Origin of the sequence: Nocardia otitidiscaviarum NBRC 14405 (genome assembly GCF_000308635.1) — a bacterium.
GTDB classification, from domain to species: Bacteria; Actinomycetota; Actinomycetes; order Mycobacteriales; family Mycobacteriaceae; genus Nocardia; species Nocardia otitidiscaviarum.
In genome coordinates this window covers 20257-41067 of sequence record NZ_BAGD01000043.1, presented here as the reverse complement: position 1 = coordinate 41067, position 20811 = coordinate 20257, and the positions used below count along the sequence as shown (strand labels likewise).

24 protein-coding genes are annotated in these 20811 nt (G+C 69.4%); 10 read left to right on the top strand and 14 right to left on the bottom strand.

Annotated elements, in window-relative coordinates; all coding sequences use genetic code 11:
- Window positions 1-44: 44 nt before the first annotated feature.
- Complete coding sequence (locus tag ON31_RS07470) at window positions 45-932, top strand: LysR family transcriptional regulator (RefSeq protein WP_039810776.1); 888 nt, start codon at window positions 45-47, stop codon at window positions 930-932.
- Window positions 933-944: 12 nt separating this feature from the next.
- On the opposite strand, the gene ON31_RS07465 is transcribed toward ON31_RS07470, so the two are convergent.
- Together ON31_RS07465 and ON31_RS07460 are read right to left on the bottom strand one after the other, a co-directional pair.
- Window positions 945-1553: an NAD-dependent epimerase/dehydratase family protein gene (locus ON31_RS07465; RefSeq protein ID WP_039810774.1), complete on the bottom strand. Its 609-nt coding sequence runs from the start codon at window positions 1551-1553 to the stop codon at window positions 945-947.
- A gap of 33 nt (window positions 1554-1586) precedes the next feature.
- Window positions 1587-2345 (bottom strand): enoyl-CoA hydratase-related protein, encoded by a 759-nt coding sequence (locus ON31_RS07460; RefSeq protein ID WP_039810771.1) that lies wholly within the window; start codon window positions 2343-2345, stop codon window positions 1587-1589.
- 114 nt (window positions 2346-2459) lie between these two features.
- Between ON31_RS07460 and ON31_RS07455 the strand changes: the two genes are divergently transcribed.
- Together ON31_RS07455 and ON31_RS07450 are read left to right on the top strand one after the other, a co-directional pair.
- Window positions 2460-3131 (top strand): PadR family transcriptional regulator, encoded by a 672-nt coding sequence (locus tag ON31_RS07455; protein ID WP_039810769.1) that lies wholly within the window; start codon window positions 2460-2462, stop codon window positions 3129-3131.
- Between the two features lie 194 nt (window positions 3132-3325).
- The gene (locus ON31_RS07450) at window positions 3326-4531 is read left to right on the top strand and encodes an FAD-dependent monooxygenase (protein ID WP_039810767.1); all 1206 of its coding nucleotides are present in this window, start codon (window positions 3326-3328) and stop codon (window positions 4529-4531) included.
- Between the two features lie 83 nt (window positions 4532-4614).
- Here ON31_RS07450 and ON31_RS07445 read toward each other — a convergent pair whose 3' ends face one another.
- Both ON31_RS07445 and ON31_RS07440 read right to left on the bottom strand, forming a co-directional pair.
- Window positions 4615-6642, bottom strand: coding sequence for an MDR family MFS transporter (locus tag ON31_RS07445; RefSeq protein WP_039810765.1), 2028 nt, complete (start codon window positions 6640-6642; stop codon window positions 4615-4617).
- Between the two features lie 61 nt (window positions 6643-6703).
- The gene (locus ON31_RS07440) at window positions 6704-7369 is read right to left on the bottom strand and encodes a TetR/AcrR family transcriptional regulator (protein WP_039810870.1); all 666 of its coding nucleotides are present in this window, start codon (window positions 7367-7369) and stop codon (window positions 6704-6706) included.
- 73 nt (window positions 7370-7442) lie between these two features.
- On the opposite strand from ON31_RS07440, the gene ON31_RS07435 reads away from it, so the two are divergent.
- The 5 genes from ON31_RS07435 to ON31_RS07415 all read left to right on the top strand — a co-directional run bounded on the left by ON31_RS07435 (window position 7443) and on the right by ON31_RS07415 (window position 11812).
- On the top strand, window positions 7443-8312 hold the full coding sequence (locus ON31_RS07435; protein ID WP_039810764.1) for a sigma-70 family RNA polymerase sigma factor: 870 nt from the start codon (window positions 7443-7445) through the stop codon (window positions 8310-8312).
- Window positions 8313-8435: 123 nt separating this feature from the next.
- Window positions 8436-9863 carry a lipase family protein gene (locus tag ON31_RS07430; protein ID WP_255222015.1) on the top strand — a complete coding sequence of 476 codons (1428 nt, stop codon included), beginning with the start codon at window positions 8436-8438 and terminating at the stop codon, window positions 9861-9863.
- Window positions 9864-9985: 122 nt separating this feature from the next.
- Complete coding sequence (locus tag ON31_RS07425; RefSeq protein WP_039810761.1) at window positions 9986-10861, top strand: oxidoreductase; 876 nt, start codon at window positions 9986-9988, stop codon at window positions 10859-10861.
- Between the two features lie 70 nt (window positions 10862-10931).
- Window positions 10932-11423: a glucitol operon activator gene (locus tag ON31_RS07420; protein WP_039810758.1), complete on the top strand. Its 492-nt coding sequence runs from the start codon at window positions 10932-10934 to the stop codon at window positions 11421-11423.
- Between the two features lie 32 nt (window positions 11424-11455).
- Window positions 11456-11812: a DUF3817 domain-containing protein gene (locus ON31_RS07415; protein ID WP_029926529.1), complete on the top strand. Its 357-nt coding sequence runs from the start codon at window positions 11456-11458 to the stop codon at window positions 11810-11812.
- Between the two features lie 13 nt (window positions 11813-11825).
- Here ON31_RS07415 and rdgB read toward each other — a convergent pair whose 3' ends face one another.
- The 10 genes from rdgB to clpS form a co-directional block, all read right to left on the bottom strand.
- A complete protein-coding gene (rdgB, locus tag ON31_RS07410) occupies window positions 11826-12434 on the bottom strand; it encodes an RdgB/HAM1 family non-canonical purine NTP pyrophosphatase (protein ID WP_039810756.1) in 609 nt (202 codons plus the stop codon).
- Complete coding sequence (gene rph, locus ON31_RS07405) at window positions 12431-13198, bottom strand: ribonuclease PH (RefSeq protein ID WP_029926527.1); 768 nt, start codon at window positions 13196-13198, stop codon at window positions 12431-12433. Before rph ends, rdgB begins: the two co-directional genes overlap by 4 nt.
- A 41-nt stretch (window positions 13199-13239) precedes the next feature.
- Window positions 13240-14004: a cyclic nucleotide-degrading phosphodiesterase gene (locus tag ON31_RS07400; RefSeq protein WP_039810753.1), complete on the bottom strand. Its 765-nt coding sequence runs from the start codon at window positions 14002-14004 to the stop codon at window positions 13240-13242.
- A gap of 68 nt (window positions 14005-14072) precedes the next feature.
- Window positions 14073-14759 (bottom strand): rhomboid family intramembrane serine protease, encoded by a 687-nt coding sequence (locus ON31_RS07395; protein WP_081592285.1) that lies wholly within the window; start codon window positions 14757-14759, stop codon window positions 14073-14075.
- 64 nt (window positions 14760-14823) lie between these two features.
- Complete coding sequence (locus ON31_RS07390; protein WP_039810750.1) at window positions 14824-15786, bottom strand: PLP-dependent cysteine synthase family protein; 963 nt, start codon at window positions 15784-15786, stop codon at window positions 14824-14826.
- 4 nt (window positions 15787-15790) lie between these two features.
- Window positions 15791-16066, bottom strand: coding sequence for a MoaD/ThiS family protein (locus ON31_RS07385; protein WP_039810747.1), 276 nt, complete (start codon window positions 16064-16066; stop codon window positions 15791-15793).
- A 47-nt stretch (window positions 16067-16113) separates the two neighbouring features.
- Window positions 16114-16539 (bottom strand): M67 family metallopeptidase, encoded by a 426-nt coding sequence (locus ON31_RS07380; RefSeq protein ID WP_039810744.1) that lies wholly within the window; start codon window positions 16537-16539, stop codon window positions 16114-16116.
- 86 nt (window positions 16540-16625) lie between these two features.
- Window positions 16626-17690 (bottom strand): P1 family peptidase, encoded by a 1065-nt coding sequence (locus tag ON31_RS07375; RefSeq protein WP_039810862.1) that lies wholly within the window; start codon window positions 17688-17690, stop codon window positions 16626-16628.
- Window positions 17691-17716: 26 nt separating this feature from the next.
- Window positions 17717-18286, bottom strand: coding sequence for an oxidative stress transcriptional regulator AosR (gene aosR, locus ON31_RS07370; RefSeq protein ID WP_039810742.1), 570 nt, complete (start codon window positions 18284-18286; stop codon window positions 17717-17719).
- Between the two features lie 22 nt (window positions 18287-18308).
- Window positions 18309-18665: an ATP-dependent Clp protease adapter ClpS gene (gene clpS, locus ON31_RS07365; protein WP_029926511.1), complete on the bottom strand. Its 357-nt coding sequence runs from the start codon at window positions 18663-18665 to the stop codon at window positions 18309-18311.
- 160 nt (window positions 18666-18825) lie between these two features.
- Between clpS and ON31_RS07360 the strand changes: the two genes are divergently transcribed.
- Both ON31_RS07360 and ON31_RS07355 read left to right on the top strand, forming a co-directional pair.
- Complete coding sequence (locus ON31_RS07360) at window positions 18826-20139, top strand: nicotinate phosphoribosyltransferase (RefSeq protein WP_039810739.1); 1314 nt, start codon at window positions 18826-18828, stop codon at window positions 20137-20139.
- Between the two features lie 96 nt (window positions 20140-20235).
- The gene (locus ON31_RS07355) at window positions 20236-20802 is read left to right on the top strand and encodes a nicotinamidase (RefSeq protein WP_039810737.1); all 567 of its coding nucleotides are present in this window, start codon (window positions 20236-20238) and stop codon (window positions 20800-20802) included.
- The last annotated feature ends 9 nt before the right edge of the window (window positions 20803-20811 follow it).

Below are 20811 nucleotides of genomic sequence, written 5' to 3'. Positions count from 1 at the left end.
AATGATCATCAAGCCTGGATTAACGATCGAGGAGATGGCCCGGCATGCTGGAGCGGCACGAACTCGAGACGTTCCTCGTCCTCGCCGAGGAGCTGCATTTCGGCCGCACCGCCGAACGGCTGCGCGTCACCACCGCGCGGGTGAGCCAGACCATCGCGAAAATGGAACGGCGACTGGGGGTTCCGCTGTTCGAGCGCAGCAGCCGCCGGGTGCGGACGACACCGGCCGGGCGGGAACTGTACGCCGAACTGCGCCCGGCCTGGGATCGCGTCACCACCGCCGTGCGCCGCACGATGGACACCGGCCGCGGCCGCGCCGGCACTTTGGAGGTCGCCTTCGTGGACGCGGCGACCGGACAGCTGCTGGTGCGCGCCGCCGAACTGTTCCGCGCACGCCTGCCCGATGTCGCGGTGCGGCTGCGCGAAGCCCAACCGGCACAGGTGATCCCGTGGCTGCACGCGGGAGAGATCGATATGGCGCTGGATATGGTGCCGTTCCCGGCTGAGGGCATCACCGCCGGACCCGACCTCGTCACCGAGGCGCGCCTGCTGGCGGTGCCGGCCGCCCACCCCTTCGCCGACCGCACCGCGATCACCCTGGCCGATCTGGCGCGGGTCACCGTATTGCGGCTGCCGCCCGAGATCCCCGCGGCCATCCGCGATATCCGCACTCCCCCGGCCACGCCCGCGGGCCATCCGATTCCGGCCGGACCCACCGCCGCCACCTACAGCGAACTGCTCACCCTGGTGGCCGCGGGGCAGGGCGTCTTCCCGATCGGGGCGCACGCGCGCCGCTACAACGCCCGGCCCGACGTGGCGTTCGTCCCCATCCGCGACGCACCGCCGGTGCGCTGGGCGCTGCTGTGGCGCACCGCCGGTGAGATCACCGCGGTCCGCGAATTCGCGCGCGCCGCAGCCGATATCGCGGCGTAGCCGGATCGGACACTACTCGGCGGGTTCGATATCGCGGGCCGCGCCGTCCACCAGGCGGTAGACACCCGGTGTCAGGTCGAGCGCGAGCAGGGTGCGAGCGGCGGCCTCGTCGATGTGGATGCGCGGATCGTCCGGCATCCCGTCGGGGTAGTAGGTCCCGGGGCCGTAGAACTGCCCGTACCGCAGCACCACGCCGTCGGCCGCCAGCACCGACTCCTCCAGGAACTCGGCGGCCCGCTGCCCCTCACCACCCAACTCCCACGCCACGCTCTGGGCGATGACCCGCGGCGCTCCGGCCGCGGCGGCGGCCGCCAGCAGATTGCGGGTGCCCTCGACGCGAATCCGCGCGTTCGCACCCCGCCCCTCGGCGATCCGGGCCGGATCGTCGGGCAGATCGGTGAGCTGGTGCATGACCAGGTCCGGAGCGTAGGCGACGACGGCATCGGTCAATGCCGCGCCGTCGTACACGTCGCAGACCACCGGTTCCGCGCCCGCGGCGCGCAAACCGGCCGCCTTGTCCGCCGACCGCGTCATACCCGCCACCTGATATCCCGCCGCGATGAGCAGCGGAACCAGCCGACCACCGAGGACGCCGGTCGCGCCCGCCAGGAAGATGCGCATGTCACCGACCCTAGGGGACGTGACGACCGATGATCACTCCGGCCAGACCGGCGGACGCTTCTCGAGGAAGGCGGCCATGCCCTCCTTGGCGGCGGGGAGCTGCGATGCCTGGGCCATGGCCTCGAGCGCGATGTCGTAGGCGTCCGCCTCCGGACGATCCAACTGCGCGTAGACGGTGCGCTTGCCCAGCGCCTTGCTGGCGCGGCTGCCCCGGGTGGCGCGGGCCAGCAGTTCGTCCACGGCGGCGTCCAGATCCGCGAGCGGCACCGCGCGGTTGATCAGGCCCCATTCGGCGGCGGTGGCGGCGTCGACGGGGTCGCCGGTGAGGACGAGTTCCATGAACCGTTTGCGGCCGACCGAGCGGGCGACCGGTACCGCCGGGGTGTGGCAGAACCAGCCGCCCTTGCCGCCGGGCAGGGCGAAGGCGGCGGTGTCGGCGGCGATGGAGAGGTCGCAGGAGGCCACCAGTTGGCAGCCCGCCGCGGTGGCCAGCGCGTGCACGCGGGCGATCACCACCTGGGGGACGCTCTGCACGGTGCGCATGAGTTCGGTGCACAGGTGCAGCAGGTCCCGCACACCCGCGAGGTCCCGCGCCGCCACATCGGCGAAATCGTGTCCGGCCGAGAACACCGGCCCCTCGGCGGCCAGCACGATGCCGGTGGCATCCGACTCGCCCGCCGCTCGGAAGGCCGCCAGCAACTCCTTCAGATGCTGGTGGGACAGGGCGTTGCGTTTGGCGGGGCGATTCATGGTGATGCGGAGGGTGGATCCGGATCGCTGCACGTCAACCATGCCTTCGCAGGCTACCGGAGCGGGGGTGCGAGCCGCCGGGAAAGCGGAATCGGTGATTGCTTGCCGGTACGTACTCGTAGCCGTATATTCGTTTACGAGTATGGAGGTGTCAGGATGGCCCGCAAGCGCAAGGTCGGCAATCTGCTCGCCCTGGGCGTGCTGTCGGTCCTGGTCGAGCGACCCATGCACCGCTACGAGATCGCCGCCACGCTCGAGGCCCGCGGCAAGGACCGGGATATGGCGATCAAATGGGGATCGCTGTACACCGTCGTCGGAAATCTGGAGAAGCACGGCTTCCTCGAGGTCGTGGGCAGCGAACGCGACGGCGCCCGACCCGAACGCGTCATCTATCGCATCACCGCGGCCGGGCGCGCCGAACTCGCCGACTGGACCCGTGAACTCATCGCCGACCCACAGCCCGAGCCGCGCCGCTTCGTGGCCGGGCTCTCCGTCATGTCGGGACTGCCCCCGGACGAGGTGATCGATCTGCTGGGACAGCGCCTCACCACACTGGAGGCCGAGATCACCTCCGGCCGAGCGCAATTGGCCGATCACGACGACACCCTGCCGCGACTGTTCCTGGTCGAGAACGATTTCGAACTGGCCATGCTGGAGGCCGAGGCGGCCTGGGTGCGCGCCTTGCGCGACTCCTTCGCCGACGGCAGCTTCCCCGAGGTGGAGCTGTGGCGGCGCTGGTACGGCGAGGGCGCCTCCCCCGCCGACATCACGGCCGAGGTGAACGACCGGATCGAGAAGGGAGAGCCGACCAGGCCCGACACGAACTGAACGATACGTCCGGGGCGAACGCCCCTGATACCGACCGAGCCCCGACGAGGTGCGGCAACACCTGCGTCGAGGCCCGGGTAACACCGTCTCGAACCGACCCGTACGGGTGAAACCGGATCCGAGTTTGGCAACCACAGGATAACCGGGTTCACCTGGCATGAGCCGGTTCGGGTAGACACACCCGAGGAGAACCCATGTCCCCCATTCGCACCGCCATCGTCATCGGCGGCGGCATCTCCGGCCCGGTAGCCGCGACCGCGCTCCGCAGGGCGGGTATCGACGCCCGCGTCTTCGAGGCGTACCCGGGCCCCGCCTATGGCATCGGCTCCAGCCTGGGGCTGGCCCCCAACGGGGTGGCCGCACTCGACATCATCGGGGCCGGCGATGCCGTGCGGGCACTCGCCGTGCCGATTCGGCACCAATTCATGAGCGTCGGCGGCAAGCGGGTGCCCGCGCCGTCGCTCGCCGATATCGAGCCGATGCGCCAGATCGATCGCGGCGACCTGCACCGGGTACTGCACGATCACGCGGTCACGGCCGGGGTTCCGATCGAATACGACAAGCGCCTGGTCCGGGTCGAGGAGCACGCCGACGGCGTGACCGCGGTCTTCGGCGACGGCGGTACGGCGACCGCCGACGTGCTCGTCGGGGCGGACGGCATTCGCTCCACCGTTCGGGGCATCATCGATCCCGCGGCGCCGGGGCCCAGGTTCCTGCACATGCTCGGTTTCGGCGGAGTCTCCGAGTGCTCGGCCGAGATCCTTTCCGACAGCGTGGTTTTCGCCTTCGGAACCAAGGCGTACTACCTGTACTGGGCGCTGCCGGACGGACGCGTGGGCTGGGGCGCGAACCTGCCCTACGACCGGTACCTGTCGCTCACCGAGGCGCGGCAGGTGCCTACCGCCGAGTGGCTGCGCGTACTGCGCGAGACCTACGCCGAGGACACCCCCGGCGCGGAACTGGCGGCGAACACCCGGGCCGAGGACCTGGAGGTGGCCGGCGCGCTGCACATCATGCCGTCGGTGCCGCACTGGTACCGCGGCCGGATGGTGCTCACCGGGGACGCGATCCACGCCCCGAGCAACACCTCCGGGCAGGGTGCGTCCCTGGCCATCGAGAGCGCGCTCGAGCTGGCTCGGTGTCTACGCGACATCGCTGATCCGACAACGGCCTTCGCCACCTACGAGGCCATGCGCCGCCCCCGGGTGGAAGGCGTGGCGGCCCGGGTGGCGCGGATGAACCGAACCAAGGCGGCAGGGCCGATCGCCCGGCGGGCCATGTACCTGTTGCTGCCGCTCGTGGTGAAGATGATGGATCCGGAGAAGACTCTCGGACCCGAACAACGGTTCCGGATCGATTGGGACGCGCCGGTGCGCCCCGTCGCGGCGGCAGCCGGATGATCGAGGGCTCTCACCGCCGTCGGATCTGAACGCTGAAAGCAGTGCGGCCGTGGCCCTTTCCGTCAGGGTCACGGCCGCGTGCGCTAGGTCTTCAGCGGCAGCACATCCGGGCGATCGGCCTCGTCCAGCAGCTTGGTGGCGATATTGTCCAAGGCCCGGTCCAGCAGGGCGCGATCGTCGGGGTCGCTGAGATCCCAATCCACCAGTTGGGTGTCGAGCCAGGCGCGCCACGCCCCTTTGATCCGCTCGGCTTCGATCCGGCCGGTGTCGGTGAGGGTCAGCCGGTCGCCGTCGATCTCGAGATGGCCGTGCCGTCGCGCCCGCTCGTACAGCGGGGCGATCACTTCCGGCGGGATCCAGTGCGTGCGAGCGATATCCGTGAGCGTCGCGGCCCCGCGCAGCCGCTCGTACAGCCGGACCTGTCCCAGTGCCCACGCCTCGTCCGGGGTGAGCGAACTGCCCGCCGCGGCCGCGATCCGCGGTGTGGGGACGGCGTCCTCGCGCAGGCCGCGGATCACCCGCGCGACGGCGTTCTCCAACTGCACCAGGCGATCCGGGGAGTCCGGCACCGAGAAGCCGCCGCCCACATCCGATGCCTCGGCGCGCACGCTGTCGCGCAGCGGAACCTGTTTGAGCAGCCACGCCACCAGGAAGCCGAGCACCGCCACCGGCACCACCCAGCGGAACACATAGCCGATGGATTCGGCGTAGGCGTGCACGATCGGCGCGATCTCGGTGAACGGCAGCCGCCACAGCGCCTCCGGATTCGAAGCGACCTGCGGAGAAACGACTTTCGCCTCCTCCAGCGCCGCCGCCATGTTCGGGGTGAGCTGATTGGTGTACAGGGTGCCGAACACCGTGGTGCCGAAGGCGCTGCCGATGGTCCGGAAGAAGGTCACCCCGGAGGTGGCGGTGCCCAGATCGGCGTACGGCACGGTGTTCTGCACGACGATGGTGAGCACCTGCATGGTCAGGCCGATGCCCAGACCCAGGATCATCATGTACGCCGACTGCTCCCAGAATCCGGTGTTCTCGTCCATCGTCGACATGAGGAACAGGCCGACCGCCATCACCGCGGTGCCGAGGATGGGAAAGATCTTGTACGTGCCGGTGCGGCCGACCACCACACCCGAGAAGATCGAGGTGGCGAAGAGGCCGACCACCAGTGGCAGCGTGCGCAGTCCGGACGCGGTGGCCGAAACGCCCATGACGTACTGGAGGAAGGCGGGCAGGAAGGTCATCGCGCCGAGCATGGCGAAACCCACGATGAAGCTCAGCACCGAGCACACGGTGAAGACATTGCTGCGGAACAGGTGCATGGGCAGCATCGGCTCCTCGGCCCGCAACTCCACCGCGACGAAGGCCGCCAGCGCCACCGCCGCACCGACGAACAGGCCGATGATGGTGGGCGATCCCCACGCGTATTCCTGTCCGCCCCATTCCAATCCGAGGATCAGACAGGTGACGCCGATGGCGACCAGCGCGATGCCGAGATAGTCGACGATCGGTTTCACCTCGGCGCGCAGCGTCGGAATGAAGCGGGCCGCCATGAGGATCATGAGCACGGCCAGCGGCACGTTCACGTAGAAGCACCACCGCCAGCTCAGATGGTCGGTGAACAGGCCGCCCAGTGTCGGGCCGAGCACCGTGGTCAGGCCGAAGACCGCACCCAGCGCGCCCTGGTACTTGCCGCGTTCGCGCAGGGGGATCACATCGGCGATGAGGGCCATGGAGGTGACCATGAGCCCGCCCGCGCCGACGCCCTGGATGCCGCGCGCCACGATGAGCAGGGTCATGTCCTGCGCCATGCCGGCGACGATCGAGCCGAGGATGAAGATCGCGCCGCTCACCTGGAACACCAGCTTGCGGCCGAACAGGTCGCCGAACTTGCCCGCCAGCGCGGTCGCGATGGCCTCGGTCACCAGGTAGGCGGTCACCACCCAGGCCATATGGCCCGCGCCGCCCAGGTCGGCGACGATGGTGGGCAGGGCGGTGGACACGATGGTCTGGTCCAGCGCCGCCATGAGCATGCCGAGCACCACCGTCGCGAAGACGAGGTTCACACCGGCTCGGCTCACGGACGGGGGCGCGGCCACGCTGGCACCGGTCATCGGCCCAGTATCCGAGGCGGCGCGACCGATCTACAGCAACGACACGGCTAATACACCGGTATCAGGCGGCGCGCACGGCGTAGTTCCCCAGCGACGGCTCCAGCAGATCGAAGGCGGTGCCGATACAGCCGAGGATCGCGGTGGCGACAGTGTCGTCGTCCTCACCGGACAGCGTGCGGCGCAAGGTTTCTTCGAACAGTGCCCGGTGCACGCCGCCGAGTTGAGCGGCGGCGATCCGCGGCGTGATGTCGACCGCGCCGTCCACGCCGGTCTCCGCGGCCAAGGTCTCGGCGAGGGCGCGCTCGCGCTCCTCGTGAAATTCCCGCAACCGAGCCACCAGGGCCGGGCTGCCGGTGATGAGGCGGGCGAACTCCAGGCCGGAGAAGCCGACCACCGGGTTCCGGGCGGCGGCGTCGGCGAGGTAGGCGCTTCGCAGCGCGGCCAGGGCGGATTCACCCGCGCGCCGCTCCCGCACGGTGCGGGCGAGTCCGCTCACGAACTCGTCGTGCAGATCCAGGACGAGGTCTTCCTTGCGGGGGAAGTAGTTGGTGACGGTCATCTTCGCGACGTCGGCCGCCGCGGCGATCTCGGCGATGGTCACCGGGTCGAAGCCGCGTTCCAGGAACAGGCGGGTGGCGGTATCGGAGATGTTCTGCCTGGTCTGCAGCTTCTTGCGCTCCCGGAGGCCGAGCGGGGCCGCCGTCGGAGTCGAAGTCCGTGTGCTCATACCGACCAGCATATCCGATCTCGTCATAAATTCGATGTTGACATATTTTTAGGTCTGATCTAAGTTTGTCGTCATGAACCACCGCGCCGCGACCGTCAGCACCGCTTCCATCAGCACCGATGCCGTCCGGGATTACCTGCGCACGATCGGGCGCACGGCCCTGCTCACCGCCGAACAGGAGTACGAGTTGGGTGCGCGCATCGCGCGTGGCGGTCCCGACGGCCGCCGCGCGGCGGACCACATGGTCCGGGCCAATCTGCGACTCGTGGTCTCCATCGCCAAGCACTATCCGGTTCCGGCCGGATGGTCGCTGCTGGATCTCGTCCAGGAGGGCACACTCGGGCTGATGCGGGCGGTCGAGAAGTTCGAACACGAACGGGGACTGAAGTTCTCGACCTACGCGACCTGGTGGATCAAGCAGTCCATCGGGCGTGCGCTGGCCGACCGCAGCCGCACCATCCGACTGCCGGGGCACGTCTCGGAGGTGCTCAACCGGGTGGTGCGCACCGGGCGGATGCTGTCACAGCAACTCGGGCGCGAGGCCACCGCCGCGGAGATCGCGGCCGAACTCGAACTGGAACCCGAGCGGGTGCGTGAGCTCATGCGCCAAGGGCGAGAACCGATTTCGCTGCACACGCCGGTGGGCGAGGATGATGCGGAGTTGGGTGCGCTCATCGCCGACCAGGCCCCGGATCCGTCGGAGACCGTCACCTCGGGCGCCCTGCGCGAGCAACTGGCCAAGGCGCTGCGGACGCTGCCCGAGCGGGAGGCGCAGGTGCTCGCGCTGCGGTACGGGCTCGACACCGGTGAACCGCGCACCCTGGAGGAGGTCGGCCGGATCTTCGGGGTGTCGCGGGAACGAGTGCGGCAGATCGAGGCCAAGGCGATGCGGACGCTGCGACAGCCGGGACGCAGCGCACTGCTCGCGGATCTGCTGGGGTAGGTCACACCCGTCTGGGTCACATCATGACCAGGCGCTCTTGTGACCCGCGTCATGGCTGGTGCATACTCGAACCCACTTTTGAGACCAAGCGGACTCACATGAGCCCGCTCAGAGAGGTTCACCGTGGCACCACCCCGCATCCGCGCATCGAAAACGCTGGTCGCCGTCGCCGCCATCGCGGCGGCGCTGCCGCTGGCGCTGTCCGGGACGGCGGCGGCCGACCCCGTCCCGGACCCGCCGGCCCAGCCGGTCGAAGTTCCGGTCCGTCCGGCTCTGCCCTTCCCGCAGCTACCGCTGCCGCCCGGCTTCGATCCGGACTTCTACCGGCCCGCGCCCGAGACCTACCGCGACAAACAGCCCGGCGACATCATCGCGGCCCGACAGGTCAACCTCGCCAACCTGTCGCTCCTGCCGGTGAACATCGACGCCTGGCAGCTGTCCTACCGGTCCAGCGATTCGCGCGGCGAACCGATCGCGGCCGTGGCGACCGTGATGAAGCCGCGCGGCCACGTCGCCGACCGGCCGCTGTTCTCGTATCAGATCGCCGAGGACTCCACCGGCAACTACTGCATGCCCTCCTATCAGCTGCAAATGGGCTCGGTGCCCGCGCCGATCACCGGCTCACTGCTGGTGCCCGCGCAGTTCCTGGAGGTGCAGGCCGCGCTGGCGCAGGGCTGGGCCGCCGTGGTGCCGGATCACCAGGGGCCCGATTCCGCCTATGCCGCAGGTCCTTTGGCGGCGCACATCACCCTCGACGGCATTCGGGCGGCGCAACGATTCGCACCCATGGAGTTGCCGGGGACGGCGACCCGGGTCGGGCTCATGGGTTACTCGGGCGGAGCCATCGCCACCGGGCACGCCGCGGAATCGCAGGCCGACTACGCACCGGAGCTGAATGTGGTCGGCGCGGCCTACGGCGGCGTGCCCGCCGATCTGGCGGCGGCACTGCGACTGGCCAACGGAAACCTGTCCTCCGGACTCATTCTGGCGGCCGTGCTGGGAGTGTCGCGAGAGTACCCGCAGCTGGCGAATTTCCTGGAGCGGCACATCAATCCGCTCGGGCGCGGACTGCTGGCGATCAAGGATCAGCTGTGTGCGAGCTACCAGTCCTACCTGCTGCCGTTCGCGAACAATCTCGGCATGCTCGACGCCGATCCCTTCCAGGACCAGGGGGTGCTGGACGTGCTCGACGCGACCCGGATGGGCCGGGCGGTTCCGGAGATGCCGCTGTTCCTGTATCAGGCCAATATGGACTGGCTCATCCCCGTCGGCCCGGTCAACGACCTGGTGGACACCTACTGCGCCGATCCGAACGCGAGCGTCGACTACACCCGCGACCACTTCAGCGAACACCTGACCCTCGACCCCATCGCCGCGCCCCGCGCCCTGCTCTGGCTGAAAGATCGCTTCGCCGGAGTCCCCGCCAGCCCCGGGTGCCGGACCACCGATGTCGGTTCCATGACCCTCGACCCGGTCACCTGGCAGATCTGGGGCGAGACCGTCGGCACCACCCTCGCCGCCGCCTTCGGCCAGCCCATCGGCAGCCGCTGACGGCCCGTCCCGCCAATTTGGCGGCTCGCGTCTACCCATGAAACTTACTCTGGAGTAAGGTCGAGTGTGGGCCGCTGTCGGCGGCCCCACATCGAATCGGAACCCCCAGTGAGGTCTGACCCATGGCGTGGAAGCCCAGCGAGATCCCGGACCAGTCCGGACGTACTGTCGTGATCACCGGAGCCAACGGCGGCATCGGCGAGCAGACCACCACGGTCCTCGCGAGCAAGGGTGCCACAGTCATCATGGCCTGCCGCAATACCGCCAAGGCAGCGGAGATCGCCGACCGCATCCCCGGCGATGTGCGGGTCGCCGAACTGGATCTCGCCGATCTGAGTTCGGTACGCCGATTCGCCGACAACAGCGGCGAATTCGACGTGCTCATCAATAACGCGGGCCTGATGAACATTCCGTTCTCGCGCACCCGGGACGGATTCGAAACCCAGTGGGGCGTCAATCATCTCGGGCACTTCGCACTGACCGGGCTGCTGCTCGACCGGATCGGCGACCGGGTGGTCACGCTGGCCTCCATCGCGCACCGGCAGACCCCCAAGCTGTGGATCGACGACCTCAACTATGAGCACCGCCGCTACCAGCGCAACCTCGCCTACGCGCAGTCCAAGCTGTCGAACCTCATGTTCGCCCGCGAACTGCAACGCCGCCTGAGCGAATCCGGCTCCGCCAAGCGCTCCTACGGCGTGCACCCCGGCGTCTCGGCCACCGATCTGTTCGCGCGCACCGAGACCCCCTTGGACAAGATCTCCAAGCCCTTCGTCCGTATGATCGGCCACTCCCCCGCCCGCGCCGCGCACTCCTCCCTCTTCGCGGCCACCATGCCCGACGCCGACCCCACCGTGTACTGGGGTCCGACCCGCCTGTTCGGCAGCCAGGGGCCGGTCGAGCCCTCGCCCTCCAGCCGCCTGTCGCAGAATCGGGAACTCTGGAAGCGGCTGTGGGAGGAGTCCGAGCGTCTCACCGGCGTCACCTACAAGTTCTGATCCCGGGCACGGTGTCCGCTGCGCCACCTGCCTACTACGGGGTGCGTAGTAGGCGGGTACCGTGGAGGGCGTGTCCGCTCCCCACCGCCGCCCGGCGCTCATCATCCTGGTGGTCGTGACGGCCGTGGCCTGTCTGGGGCTCGGCTACTGGCAGTGGACGCGATTCGAGTCAGGCAACGGCACCGCGCAGAACCTCGGTTACGCCCTGCAGTGGCCGCTGTTCGCCGGGTTCGCGCTGTGGGCGTATTTCCGCTTCGTGCGGTTGGAACGCGACGCCGAAGCCGGGTCCGAGGCCGACGACCGATCCGAGCCGACGCCGCGGACCGAGACCACCGATGCACGCGGCGGTATCCGGGGCGTCCTGGCGACGTGGCGCGCCGCGCGGTCCGGACCGCGCGAAATACCGGCGGGCCTGCTGCCGGAGCGCCCCACCGCCGCCCGCGACGAGGACCCCGTCCTCGCCGAATACAACCAGTACCTGGCCGACCTGCACGCCCGCGATATCGAGGAGCAGATGCGCGGTGCGGGCATGCGCCCCGACACCGAGAGGAGCGCCGGGTGAGCACCCGCGACAACTCCGCCGACACCCCCACCCTGGCGCCCCGCCCCGCCGGAGCCGCGGCACCCGAGAAGATCCGCGGCGCGCTGCTGCGCTACCGGGTACTGGCCTGGATCACCGGCCTGTGGCTGCTCGTCCTCACCGGCGAGATGATCTACAAGTACGTGCTGCTGGAGGATTCCAGCACCGCTCCCGAGTGGCTGTTCTACATCGGTCAGATCCACGGCATCTTCTACATGCTCTACCTGGTCTTCACCATCGACCTCGGGATCAAGGCCCGCTGGCAGCCCATGACCACCTTCGCCACCGCCCTCGCGGGCACCATTCCCTTCCTCTCCTTCGTGTTCGAGCACAGGCGCACCCGAGAGGTGAAGACCACCTTCGGTCTGTGAGCCGTCTCCGCGCTCAGGCCCCGGACAGGGCCGCCAGGGCGGGGAGGAGCTGCCGCAGGGCGCGGCCGCGGTGGGACGCCGCGTTCTTCTCGGCGGGGGTGAGTTCGGCCGCGCTGACCGTGCCGCCGTCCGGGACGAACAGCGGGTCGTAGCCGAAACCGCCGTCACCCAGCGGCTTTCGGTTGATGACGCCCGGCCACTCGCCGCGCACCACCTCTTCGACGCCGTCGCCGACCAGGGCGCAGGCGGAGACGAAGCGCGCGCCGCGGCGCTCGTCGGGCACGTCGCCGAGCTGGGCCAGCAGCAGCCGGTTGTTGGCCTCGTCATCGCCGTGCACACCGGACCAGCGTGCCGACAGCACACCCGGCATACCGTTCAGCGCGTCCACGGCGATACCGGAATCGTCCGCGACACAGGGCAATCCGGTGGCGGCGAAACCGTCGCGGGCCTTGGCGAGGGCGTTCTCCTCGAAGGTCGCGCCGGTCTCGGGAGCCTCGTCGTAGGGCGGCACGTCGTTCAGGCCGACGATCTCGATGCCCGCGATACCCGCCTCGTCGAGAATGCGGCGCAGCTCCGCGAGCTTCTTGGCATTGCGGCTGGCGACCAGCACGCGGCGGCTCACTTCTTCTTCTCCTCCGGCTCCGGCAGCACACCCGGATACGGCAGCGCGAGCGCCTCCTTCTGGATGGCGAAGATCTGCTCGCAGCCCGCCAGCGCGGCGTCGAGCAGCTTGTCGAGGGTGGAGCGCGGGAAGGTCGCGCCCTCACCGGTGCCCTGGATCTCGACCAGGGTGCCGGTATCGGTCGCCACCACGTTCATATCGACCTCGGCGCGCGAATCCTCCTCGTACGGCAGGTCCAGCCGCACCCGGCCGTCCACCACGCCGACGCTGACCGCGGCGATGGCGCACGAGATGGGCTGCGGATCAGTGAGCTGACCGGCCGCCGCCAGATAGGTGACGGCATCGGAGAGCGCCACGTACGCGCCGGTGATGGCGGCGGTGCGGGTGCCGCCGTCGGCCTGCAGCACATCGCAGTCGATGGCGATGGTGTTCTCACCGATGGTGGACAGGTCGATGCAGGCGCGCAGCGAGCGGCCGATGAGGCGGGAGATCTCCTGGGTGCGGCCGCCGACCTTGCCCTTGACCGATTCCCGGCCGCTGCGGGTGTGAGTGGCGGCGGGCAGCATGGCGTATTCGGCGGTCAGCCAGCCCAGGCCGGAATCGCGCCGCCACGGCGGCACGCCGTCGGTGACGCTCGCGGTGCACATCACCCGCGTCTGACCGAACTCCACCAGCACCGATCCCGCCGGATGCGTGGTGAATCCCCGGGTGATACGTACGTCGCGGAGCTCGTCGTCCGCCCTGCCATCGGCTCGTTTCGACACGGACACAGCCTAGTGCGCGGCGGACTCGGTGACCCAGTGGGTCAGATGTCGAAGGTCTCGCCGGGCGACACGGCGTGGACGGGGCCGGTGAAGACGGCCTTGGCCTCGGCGATCACGTCTTCGCGGGAGGTCCACGGGGGAATGTGGGTGAGCAGCAGCTCGCCGACGCCCGCCTCGGCGGCGATCATGCCCGCCTCGGTGCCCGAAAGGTGAATGCCGGGTGGGCGATTGGCCGGGTCGTGGGTCCAGGACGCCTCGGAGAGCAGGATGTCCGCACCGCGGGCCAGCTCGTACACCTCGTCGCAGAGGGCGGTGTCACCGGTGTAGACGAGGGTGCGCCCGGTGGCGGTGGTGATGCGCAGACCGTAGGACTCCGGCGGATGGAACATGCGGCGGGCCTCGACGGTGTGGCCGGGGCCGAAGGCGATGGGTGCGCCGACCGACCACTGCCGCATATCGATGACATCGGACCAGTCGTCGCAGTCACCGCCGATTTCGGCGGAGGCGTTGCCGATCCGCAGCGAGGTGTCCGACGGCCCGTACACGACCGCCTTGCCGGACGGCGGATTGGGGTGATACCGACGCCACACCAGCAGCCCGGGCAGATCCAGACAATGGTCGGCGTGCAGATGCGTGAGGAAGATGTCGACCTCACCCGGATCCAGATACTTTTGCAGCGCGCCCAGCACACCCGGACCGAAATCGATGACGGTGGGCGTCATATCCGGGCCGGTGAGCAGATATCCCGACGCCGGCGAATCCGGGCCGGACACGCTGCCCGAACACCCGACGACTGTGAGGCGCATTCCCCCATGCTGCCACGCTGCTGTCTCATTCAAGGAGGGATCCCCCATATCGCCGACCGGATCCGCTGTCACCCCGACGACGCGAGACGGCCGGCGTTAGCCCCGCGACGATGACGACGTGCATCACCAGAGAGTACCCACCCGGCAACCAGGCCACCCATCGCCCCGAAAAGATGCCCTTGCCAAGAGATTCCGTCCTGTCCCGGCAGCACTCCCACCAGGATGGACCCGTACAGCAACCCCACCACCAGACCGATCACGATCTGGGTGGCGTTCCGGGCGAAGAAGCCCCGGGAAATCAGATAGGTGAGCCAGCCGAACACCAGCACCGAAGCGCCGATGTGCACCGAATTCACATCCCCGGTGAGCCAGGTGCCGAATCCACCGATCACCCAGATGATGGCCGTCGCCGCCAAGCCGCGCCCGATTCCGCTGAGCAGCGTGAGCAGGCCGAGAACCAGCACCGGCACCGTATTGCCGAAAAGGTGCTCCCAATTGGCGTGCAGTACGGGGGCGAACAGAATGCCGACCAGGCCCTCGTCGGTGCGCGGGCGCACACCCTCGTAATCGAGATTGTGCCCCGTTACCGAATCCACGCCCTCTACCCCGTAGAGAAGCGCGGTAAACGCAAGAATTATCGCAATGGCGCGCTGCCACAACAGCTTCAGCGCCGCGGATCCCCGCGTGCTGGTCTCGGGGTTGGTCAGCTGTCCGCGCAGTCGCCCGATCCGGTCCGGATCGAACGACGCACCCATGCCGGCACCGCCGCTCATGGCACGACCTCCTAGAACGCTCGTATCTTCGAGCGTACCGGGCGCGCTAGGCCCAGAGCTGACCGTCGAGCCGCTCCTCCGCCTCCTCGAGGGTGCCGTCGTACGCGCCGGTGGACAGGTACTTCCACCCGGCGTCGGCCACCACGAAGGCGATATCGGCGCGCTTGCCCGCTTTCAGCGCCTTCCGGCCGACCCCGAGGGCGGCGTGCAGGATCGCGCCGGTGGAGATGCCCGCGAAGATGCCCTCCTCCAGTACCAGTTCCCGGGTGCGGCGCACCGCGTCGTAGGGGCCGACCGAGAAACGGGAGGTGAGCACGGATTCGTCGTAGAGTTCGGGCACGAATCCCTCGTCGAGGTTGCGCAGCCCGTAGACCAGTTCGCCGTAGCGCGGTTCGGCGGCGACGATATCGATCTCGGGCAGCTTCTCGCGCAGGAAGCGACCGGTGCCCATGAGGGTGCCGGTGGTGCCCAGACCCGCCACGAAATGCGTGATCTCGGGCAGGTCGGCCAGGATCTCCGGGCCGGTGGTCTCGTAATGCGCCAGCGCGTTGGCCGGATTGCCGTACTGGTAGAGCATCACCCAGTCCGGGTGTTCGGCCGCGATCTGCTTGGCCCGCGCCACCGCCTGGTTGGAGCCGCCCGCCGCCGGGGAGTCGATGATCTCCGCGCCGAACATGGTGAGCAGCTGCCGGCGTTCCACCGAGGTGTTCTCCGGCATGACGCACACCAGCCGGTAGCCCTTGAGCTTGGCCGCCATGGCCAGCGAGATACCGGTATTGCCGCTGGTGGGCTCGAGAATCGTGCAACCGGGGGTGAGTCTGCCCTCGGCTTCGGCCTGCTCGATCATCCGCAACGCCGGGCGGTCCTTGATGGACCCGGTCGGATTGCGGTCCTCGAGTTTGGCCCACAGCCGCACATGGTCGTCGCCGTCCCAGCGGGGGGACAGGTTCTTCAGCCCGACCAGCGGGGTATTGCCGAGCGTCTCGATCAGCGACTCGAAGCGTGCCACGGTATTACGCGCCGCCCGCGACGGCCGGGAGGATGGTGACCGTGCCGCCGTCGGTGACCTCGGCCTCGAGCCCGCCCTCGAAGCGCACGTCCTCGTCGTCGACGTAGATATTGACGAAGCGGTTCAGCTTGCCATCGGAGAGCAGCCGATCCTTCAGCCCCGGGTAGTTCGAGTCCAGATCGTCGATGACCGCGGCCAGGGTCGAGCCCTCGGCCTGCACCCGCTTCTCGCCCTTGGTGATGGGCCGCATGATGGTGGGGATGGACACGGTGACCGGCATGGGTGCTCCTTGCTCGTTTCCTGCTGGCGTGGTCGCGCGGGGAATGCTCAGACGTCCACCGCGTAGTCGGCGACGACCTGAACCGGCTCCTCGGTGACCCGGCCGTCGATGATGCGGTAGCTGCGCAGTTCGTGCTGTTCGGGGTCGCGGGTGGAGACCAGCACGTAGTGGGCGTCGGGTTCGGAGGCGAACGAGACGTCGGTGCGGCTCGGGTAGGCCTCGGTGGCGGTGTGCGAATGGTAGATGACCACGGGTGCCTCGTCGCGGTCGTCCATCTCACGCCACACCCGCAGCTGTTCGGCGGAATCGAACCGGTAGAAGGTGGGCGAGCGCTCGGCGTTGATCATGGCGATGAACCGCTCGGGACGATCGGAACCCTCCGGACCGGCGATGACACCGCACGCCTCATCGGGGTGATCGGCGCGCGCGTGCGCCACCATCTTGTCGACGAGGTCGGCCTTGATCACCAGCACTGTCGCATTCCTTCCGCTCACCGGCCCTCAACAGTCGAGAATATGCGGCTATTCCCGACGAACCGGAACCGGGGAGGCGCGGGCGGTCAGCCCGGGAACAGGTCGGCGTAGGCCGGAACGCCCGCGACGGCGGTGGCGCTGCGGATGGCGTCGACCACCGCGCGCTCGACGCAGACGGCCGCGGCCGTGCAGAGCTGATCCAGGATCAGCAGTTCCGCCCCGAAGGCGGGCGGCAGGCGAACGCCCTGGTCGGCGGCCTGCACGGTACCGGTGGCGAGGGCGAACAGGGTATCGCCGTCCAGCGGGGAGTGGACCGGGCGGATGGCGCGGGCCAGGCCGTCGTGACCGGTGGTGGCCAGGCGGCGGCAGGCGGCCGGGCCGAGGTCGGCGTCGGTGGCCACCACGCCGATGGTGGTATTGAGCACAGTGCCCTTCACCGGCAGGGCGTTGGCGGCGGCGAGCTGTTCGGCGGTGGCGGGCCGCAGACCGAAATAGTCGGGACCGTCCGTGCCCGCGCCCCACGGCAATCCGGTGCGCGGGTCGAAGACCGAACCCACCGGATTGGCGACCACGAGTGCGCCCACGGTGACCCCGGCGGCCGGTCCGTCGGTGAAACGCACACTGGCGGTGCCGATTCCGCCCTTGATCGACCCGGCCCGCGCGCCGACGCCCGCACCCACCGACCCGCGCGCGAAATCCACGGCGGCCGCCTCGGCGGCCAGGAAGCCGAAGTCGGCGGTGGGCCGAATATTCCACGCCCCCACCGGAAGATCGAAGATCACCGCGCTGGGCACGATCGGCACCACTCGGCTCGGGTCGGCGGGATCCATCGGAATGCCCTCGCCGTGTTCCTCGTGCCAGCGCATCACGCCGTCGGCGGCGGCCAGACCGTAGGCGCTGCCGCCGGTCAGCAGTATCGCGTTGGCCTGGCGCACGGTATTCGACGGATCGAGCAGATCGGTCTCCCGCGTACCGGGACCGCCGCCGCGCACGTCCACGGCCGCGACCGCACCGCCCGGCGCGCGCACCACGGTGCAGCCGGTCGCCGCACCGGAGCCCAGGGTGGCGTCGGCGTCGAGCACGTGATGGTGCCCGACCAGCAGGCCGGTCACATCGGTGAGCGAATCGCGCGGTCCCGCAGCCGTGTTCACACCGCCCACGCTAGCGGTGCCCGCGGTCAGGGAGCCAGGGCCTGCAGCAGCGAGTCCTGCATCCAGGTCAGCCAGTGGTAGACGTCCAGGTGCGGGGCCCGGGGATCGTCCGGGTCCAGCATGTCGGGCGTGTCGGCGTCGATGCCCAGGGCGGTGCCGAGGGCGAGCCGGATGTCGTTGAGCGAGGTCAGCCAGGCATCGGCCTGCTCGGGCGAGAGGTTGATCTTCCCGCCCTGCGCCGGAACGGTGTCGAGGACCACCTGTCCGGCCGTGACCTTGGCCTCGATGATGTCGGGTTCGTGCAGGCTGCGCAGCGCACTGTTGAGGTCGGCGCGGTCGGCGTCGGGAGAACCGGGTTCGGGGCGGTGGAAGTCGGGCAGCAGGCGGCGCAGCCGGGGATCGTCCGGCGGGGCGGCATTGCCCATCTGTAGCCCGGTGAGGGCCGCGAGATCGTCCTCGGGGGCCTCACCCGCCCGTTCGGTCAGCAGCCCCGTGACCGCGCCGACGAGGGAACGCAATACCTCCGCCTCGTGGGCGTCCATTTCCGAGCGTAGTTTCGGCCCGCTCAGGGAGTTCTTCCTGCTCCACTTCCGCACGGGCCTACCGTAGTCGTCCGGATCAGTCGTCACGCTGCATGGTCGCCCACAGTCCGGCCGCGTGCAGGCGCTGTACGTCGTGTTCCATCTTGTCCCGCGACCCGGAGGACACCACGGCCTTGCCCTCGTTGTGCACCTTGAGCATCAGCTCGGTTGCCTTACCTTTGCTGTAGCCGAACAGCTTCTGGAAGATGTAGGTGACGTAGTGCATGAGATTGACCGGATCGTCCCAGACCACGGTCACCCACGGCCGGTCCTCGGCCTCCAGGATCTCGGTGTACTCGACCGCCTCGGGGGTCGCCTGCGCCGCCGACAGTGTCAGGTTCGCGCCGACCGGACCGGCGGCGATCCGGACAGCGTCTTCTATGCACAGACCCATAACACCCAGGGTACGACTTGACCCCGGAGAAACAACAGTCACCACAACACGCCGTGGATTCCCCCGCAACACGCGCGGCCACGCACGACAGCACCGGCATGCCGGACACGGCTCCCACCGCTGGGCGCAGTGCCGAGACGATGCCACCACACCGGGCAAGATGGACACGGTGAACGGGACTCCTTCCAGCACCGCACTGCTGACCGACCAGTACGAGCTGACCATGCTGGCGGCGGCGCTGGCCGACGGATCGGCACACCGGCGCTGCACCTTCGAGGTATTCGCCCGGCGCTTGCCGCACGGGCGGCGCTACGGCGTGGTCGCGGGTACCGGGCGGCTGCTCGACGCACTGCGCGACTTCCGTTTCGGTGCGGCGGAACTCGCGGTGGTCGAGCGCTTCCTGGACGCGGATACCGTGGCGTGGCTGCGCGACTACCGCTTCGGCGGCGATATCGACGGCTACCCCGAGGGCGAACTGTTCTTCCCCGGCTCCCCCATCCTCACCGTGCGCGGCAGTTTCGCCGAATGCGTCCTGCTGGAAACGCTCATCCTGTCGATCTACAACCACGACAGCGCCATCGCCGCGGCCGCCGCCCGCATGGTGAGCGCCGCCGGGGGCCGCACCCTGATCGAGATGGGCTCGCGGCGCACCCACGAACTCGCCGCGCCCGCCAGCGCCCGCGCCGCCTACCTGGCCGGATTCGACGCCACCTCGAACCTGGAGGCCGCCCGCGCCTTCGGCGTGCCCAGCGCGGGTACCAGCGCGCACGCCTTCACGCTGCTGCACAGCGGGGCGGACGGCGCGCACGAGGCGGCGGCCTTCCGCAGTCAGGTGGACGCGCTCGGCGTCGGCACCACCCTGCTGGTGGACACCTTCGACATCACCCGCGGCGTGGCCACCGCCATCGAGGTGGCCGGACCCGAATTGGGCGGCGTGCGTATCGATTCCGGCGATCTGGGGGTGCTGGCCCGGCAGGTGCGCGAACAGCTGGACGCGCTCGGCGCGACCCGCACCAAGATCGTGGTGTCCGGAGACCTGGACGAATACGCCATCGCGGCACTGCGCGCCGAACCCGTCGACGCCTACGGCGTGGGCACCTCCCTGGTCACCGGTTCCGGCGCGCCCACCGCGGGCATGGTCTACAAGCTGGTGGAGGTCGAGGGCGTGCCGGTGGCGAAACGCAGCTCGCACAAGGAATCCCGGGGCGGCACCAAGCGCGCGGTGCGGCTGTCCCGGCGCACCGGAACCATGGTGGAGGAGATCGTCTACCCGGCTGCCGGAGAACGCCCGGCCCCCAACGGTTTCGAGGTGCGCGATCTGCAGACGCCGCTGGTGCGCGGCGGCGAGGTGGTCGGCGATCCCGCCCTGGGCGACAGCCGGGAGCGGCTGGCCAAGGCGCTGGTCAGCCTGCCGTGGGAGGGGTTGAAGCTGTCGGTGGGCGATCCGGCGATTCCGACGACCTTCCTCCGCTGAGCCGGTGCGGCGCACGCCGCATGGACCCCTGCCCGCCCGGGCGGCAGAATGCATAGCGCAGGCAGCACCGCCGCAGTTCAACCGGGAGGTCGCCCCATGAGCCGAGCCCTGATCGTCGTCGATGTACAGAACGATTTCTGCGAGGGCGGATCGCTGGCCGTCACGGGCGGGGCGGCGGTGGCGGACCGGATCACCGAGTACCTCGGCGTCTCCGACTACGCCGCCGTCGTGGCCACCCGCGACTTCCACATCGATCCCGGACCGCATTTCTCCGATACGCCCGACTACCTGGACACCTGGCCGCCGCACTGCCGCGCGGATACGCCGGGTGCGCACTTCCACCCCAACCTCGACACCAGCCGCATCGAGCAGGTGTTCTCCAAGGGCGCCTATAGCGCGGCCTACTCCGGTTTCGAGGGCAGCGCCGAGGACGGCACCCCCCTCGCGGACTGGCTGCGCGACCACGGCATCGACACCGTGGACGTGTGCGGTATCGCCACCGACCACTGCGTCCGCGCGACCGCCCTGGACGCCCGCGCCGCCGGGTTCGACACGCGAGTGCTACTGGGCCTCACCGCCGCGGTCGCACCCGAGACCGCCGACCGTGCGCTGGAACAGCTGCGCGCCGCCGGGGTGGAGCTGGCGGGCACGCTGGAGAACTGAGTCACCGAA

What these genes read in the sequence shown, in the direction of transcription:
- ON31_RS07470 (WP_039810776.1), top strand. Translation starts at nt 45, where the DNA reads ATGCTGGAGCGGCACGAACTCGAGACGTTCCTCGTCCTCGCCGAGGAG.
- ON31_RS07465 (WP_039810774.1), bottom strand. Translation starts at nt 1,553, where the DNA reads ATGCGCATCTTCCTGGCGGGCGCGACCGGCGTCCTCGGTGGTCGGCTG.
- ON31_RS07460 (WP_039810771.1), bottom strand. Translation starts at nt 2,345, where the DNA reads ATGGTTGACGTGCAGCGATCCGGATCCACCCTCCGCATCACCATGAAT.
- ON31_RS07455 (WP_039810769.1), top strand. Translation starts at nt 2,460, where the DNA reads ATGGCCCGCAAGCGCAAGGTCGGCAATCTGCTCGCCCTGGGCGTGCTG.
- ON31_RS07450 (WP_039810767.1), top strand. Translation starts at nt 3,326, where the DNA reads ATGTCCCCCATTCGCACCGCCATCGTCATCGGCGGCGGCATCTCCGGC.
- ON31_RS07445 (WP_039810765.1), bottom strand. Translation starts at nt 6,642, where the DNA reads ATGACCGGTGCCAGCGTGGCCGCGCCCCCGTCCGTGAGCCGAGCCGGT.
- ON31_RS07440 (WP_039810870.1), bottom strand. Translation starts at nt 7,369, where the DNA reads ATGAGCACACGGACTTCGACTCCGACGGCGGCCCCGCTCGGCCTCCGG.
- ON31_RS07435 (WP_039810764.1), top strand. Translation starts at nt 7,443, where the DNA reads ATGAACCACCGCGCCGCGACCGTCAGCACCGCTTCCATCAGCACCGAT.
- ON31_RS07425 (WP_039810761.1), top strand. Translation starts at nt 9,986, where the DNA reads ATGGCGTGGAAGCCCAGCGAGATCCCGGACCAGTCCGGACGTACTGTC.
- ON31_RS07400 (WP_039810753.1), bottom strand. Translation starts at nt 14,004, where the DNA reads ATGCGCCTCACAGTCGTCGGGTGTTCGGGCAGCGTGTCCGGCCCGGAT.
- ON31_RS07395 (WP_081592285.1), bottom strand. Translation starts at nt 14,759, where the DNA reads ATGGGTGCGTCGTTCGATCCGGACCGGATCGGGCGACTGCGCGGACAG.
- ON31_RS07385 (WP_039810747.1), bottom strand. Translation starts at nt 16,066, where the DNA reads ATGCCGGTCACCGTGTCCATCCCCACCATCATGCGGCCCATCACCAAG.
- clpS (WP_029926511.1), bottom strand. Translation starts at nt 18,665, where the DNA reads ATGGGTCTGTGCATAGAAGACGCTGTCCGGATCGCCGCCGGTCCGGTC.
- ON31_RS07360 (WP_039810739.1), top strand. Translation starts at nt 18,826, where the DNA reads ATGGACACGGTGAACGGGACTCCTTCCAGCACCGCACTGCTGACCGAC.
- ON31_RS07355 (WP_039810737.1), top strand. Translation starts at nt 20,236, where the DNA reads ATGAGCCGAGCCCTGATCGTCGTCGATGTACAGAACGATTTCTGCGAG.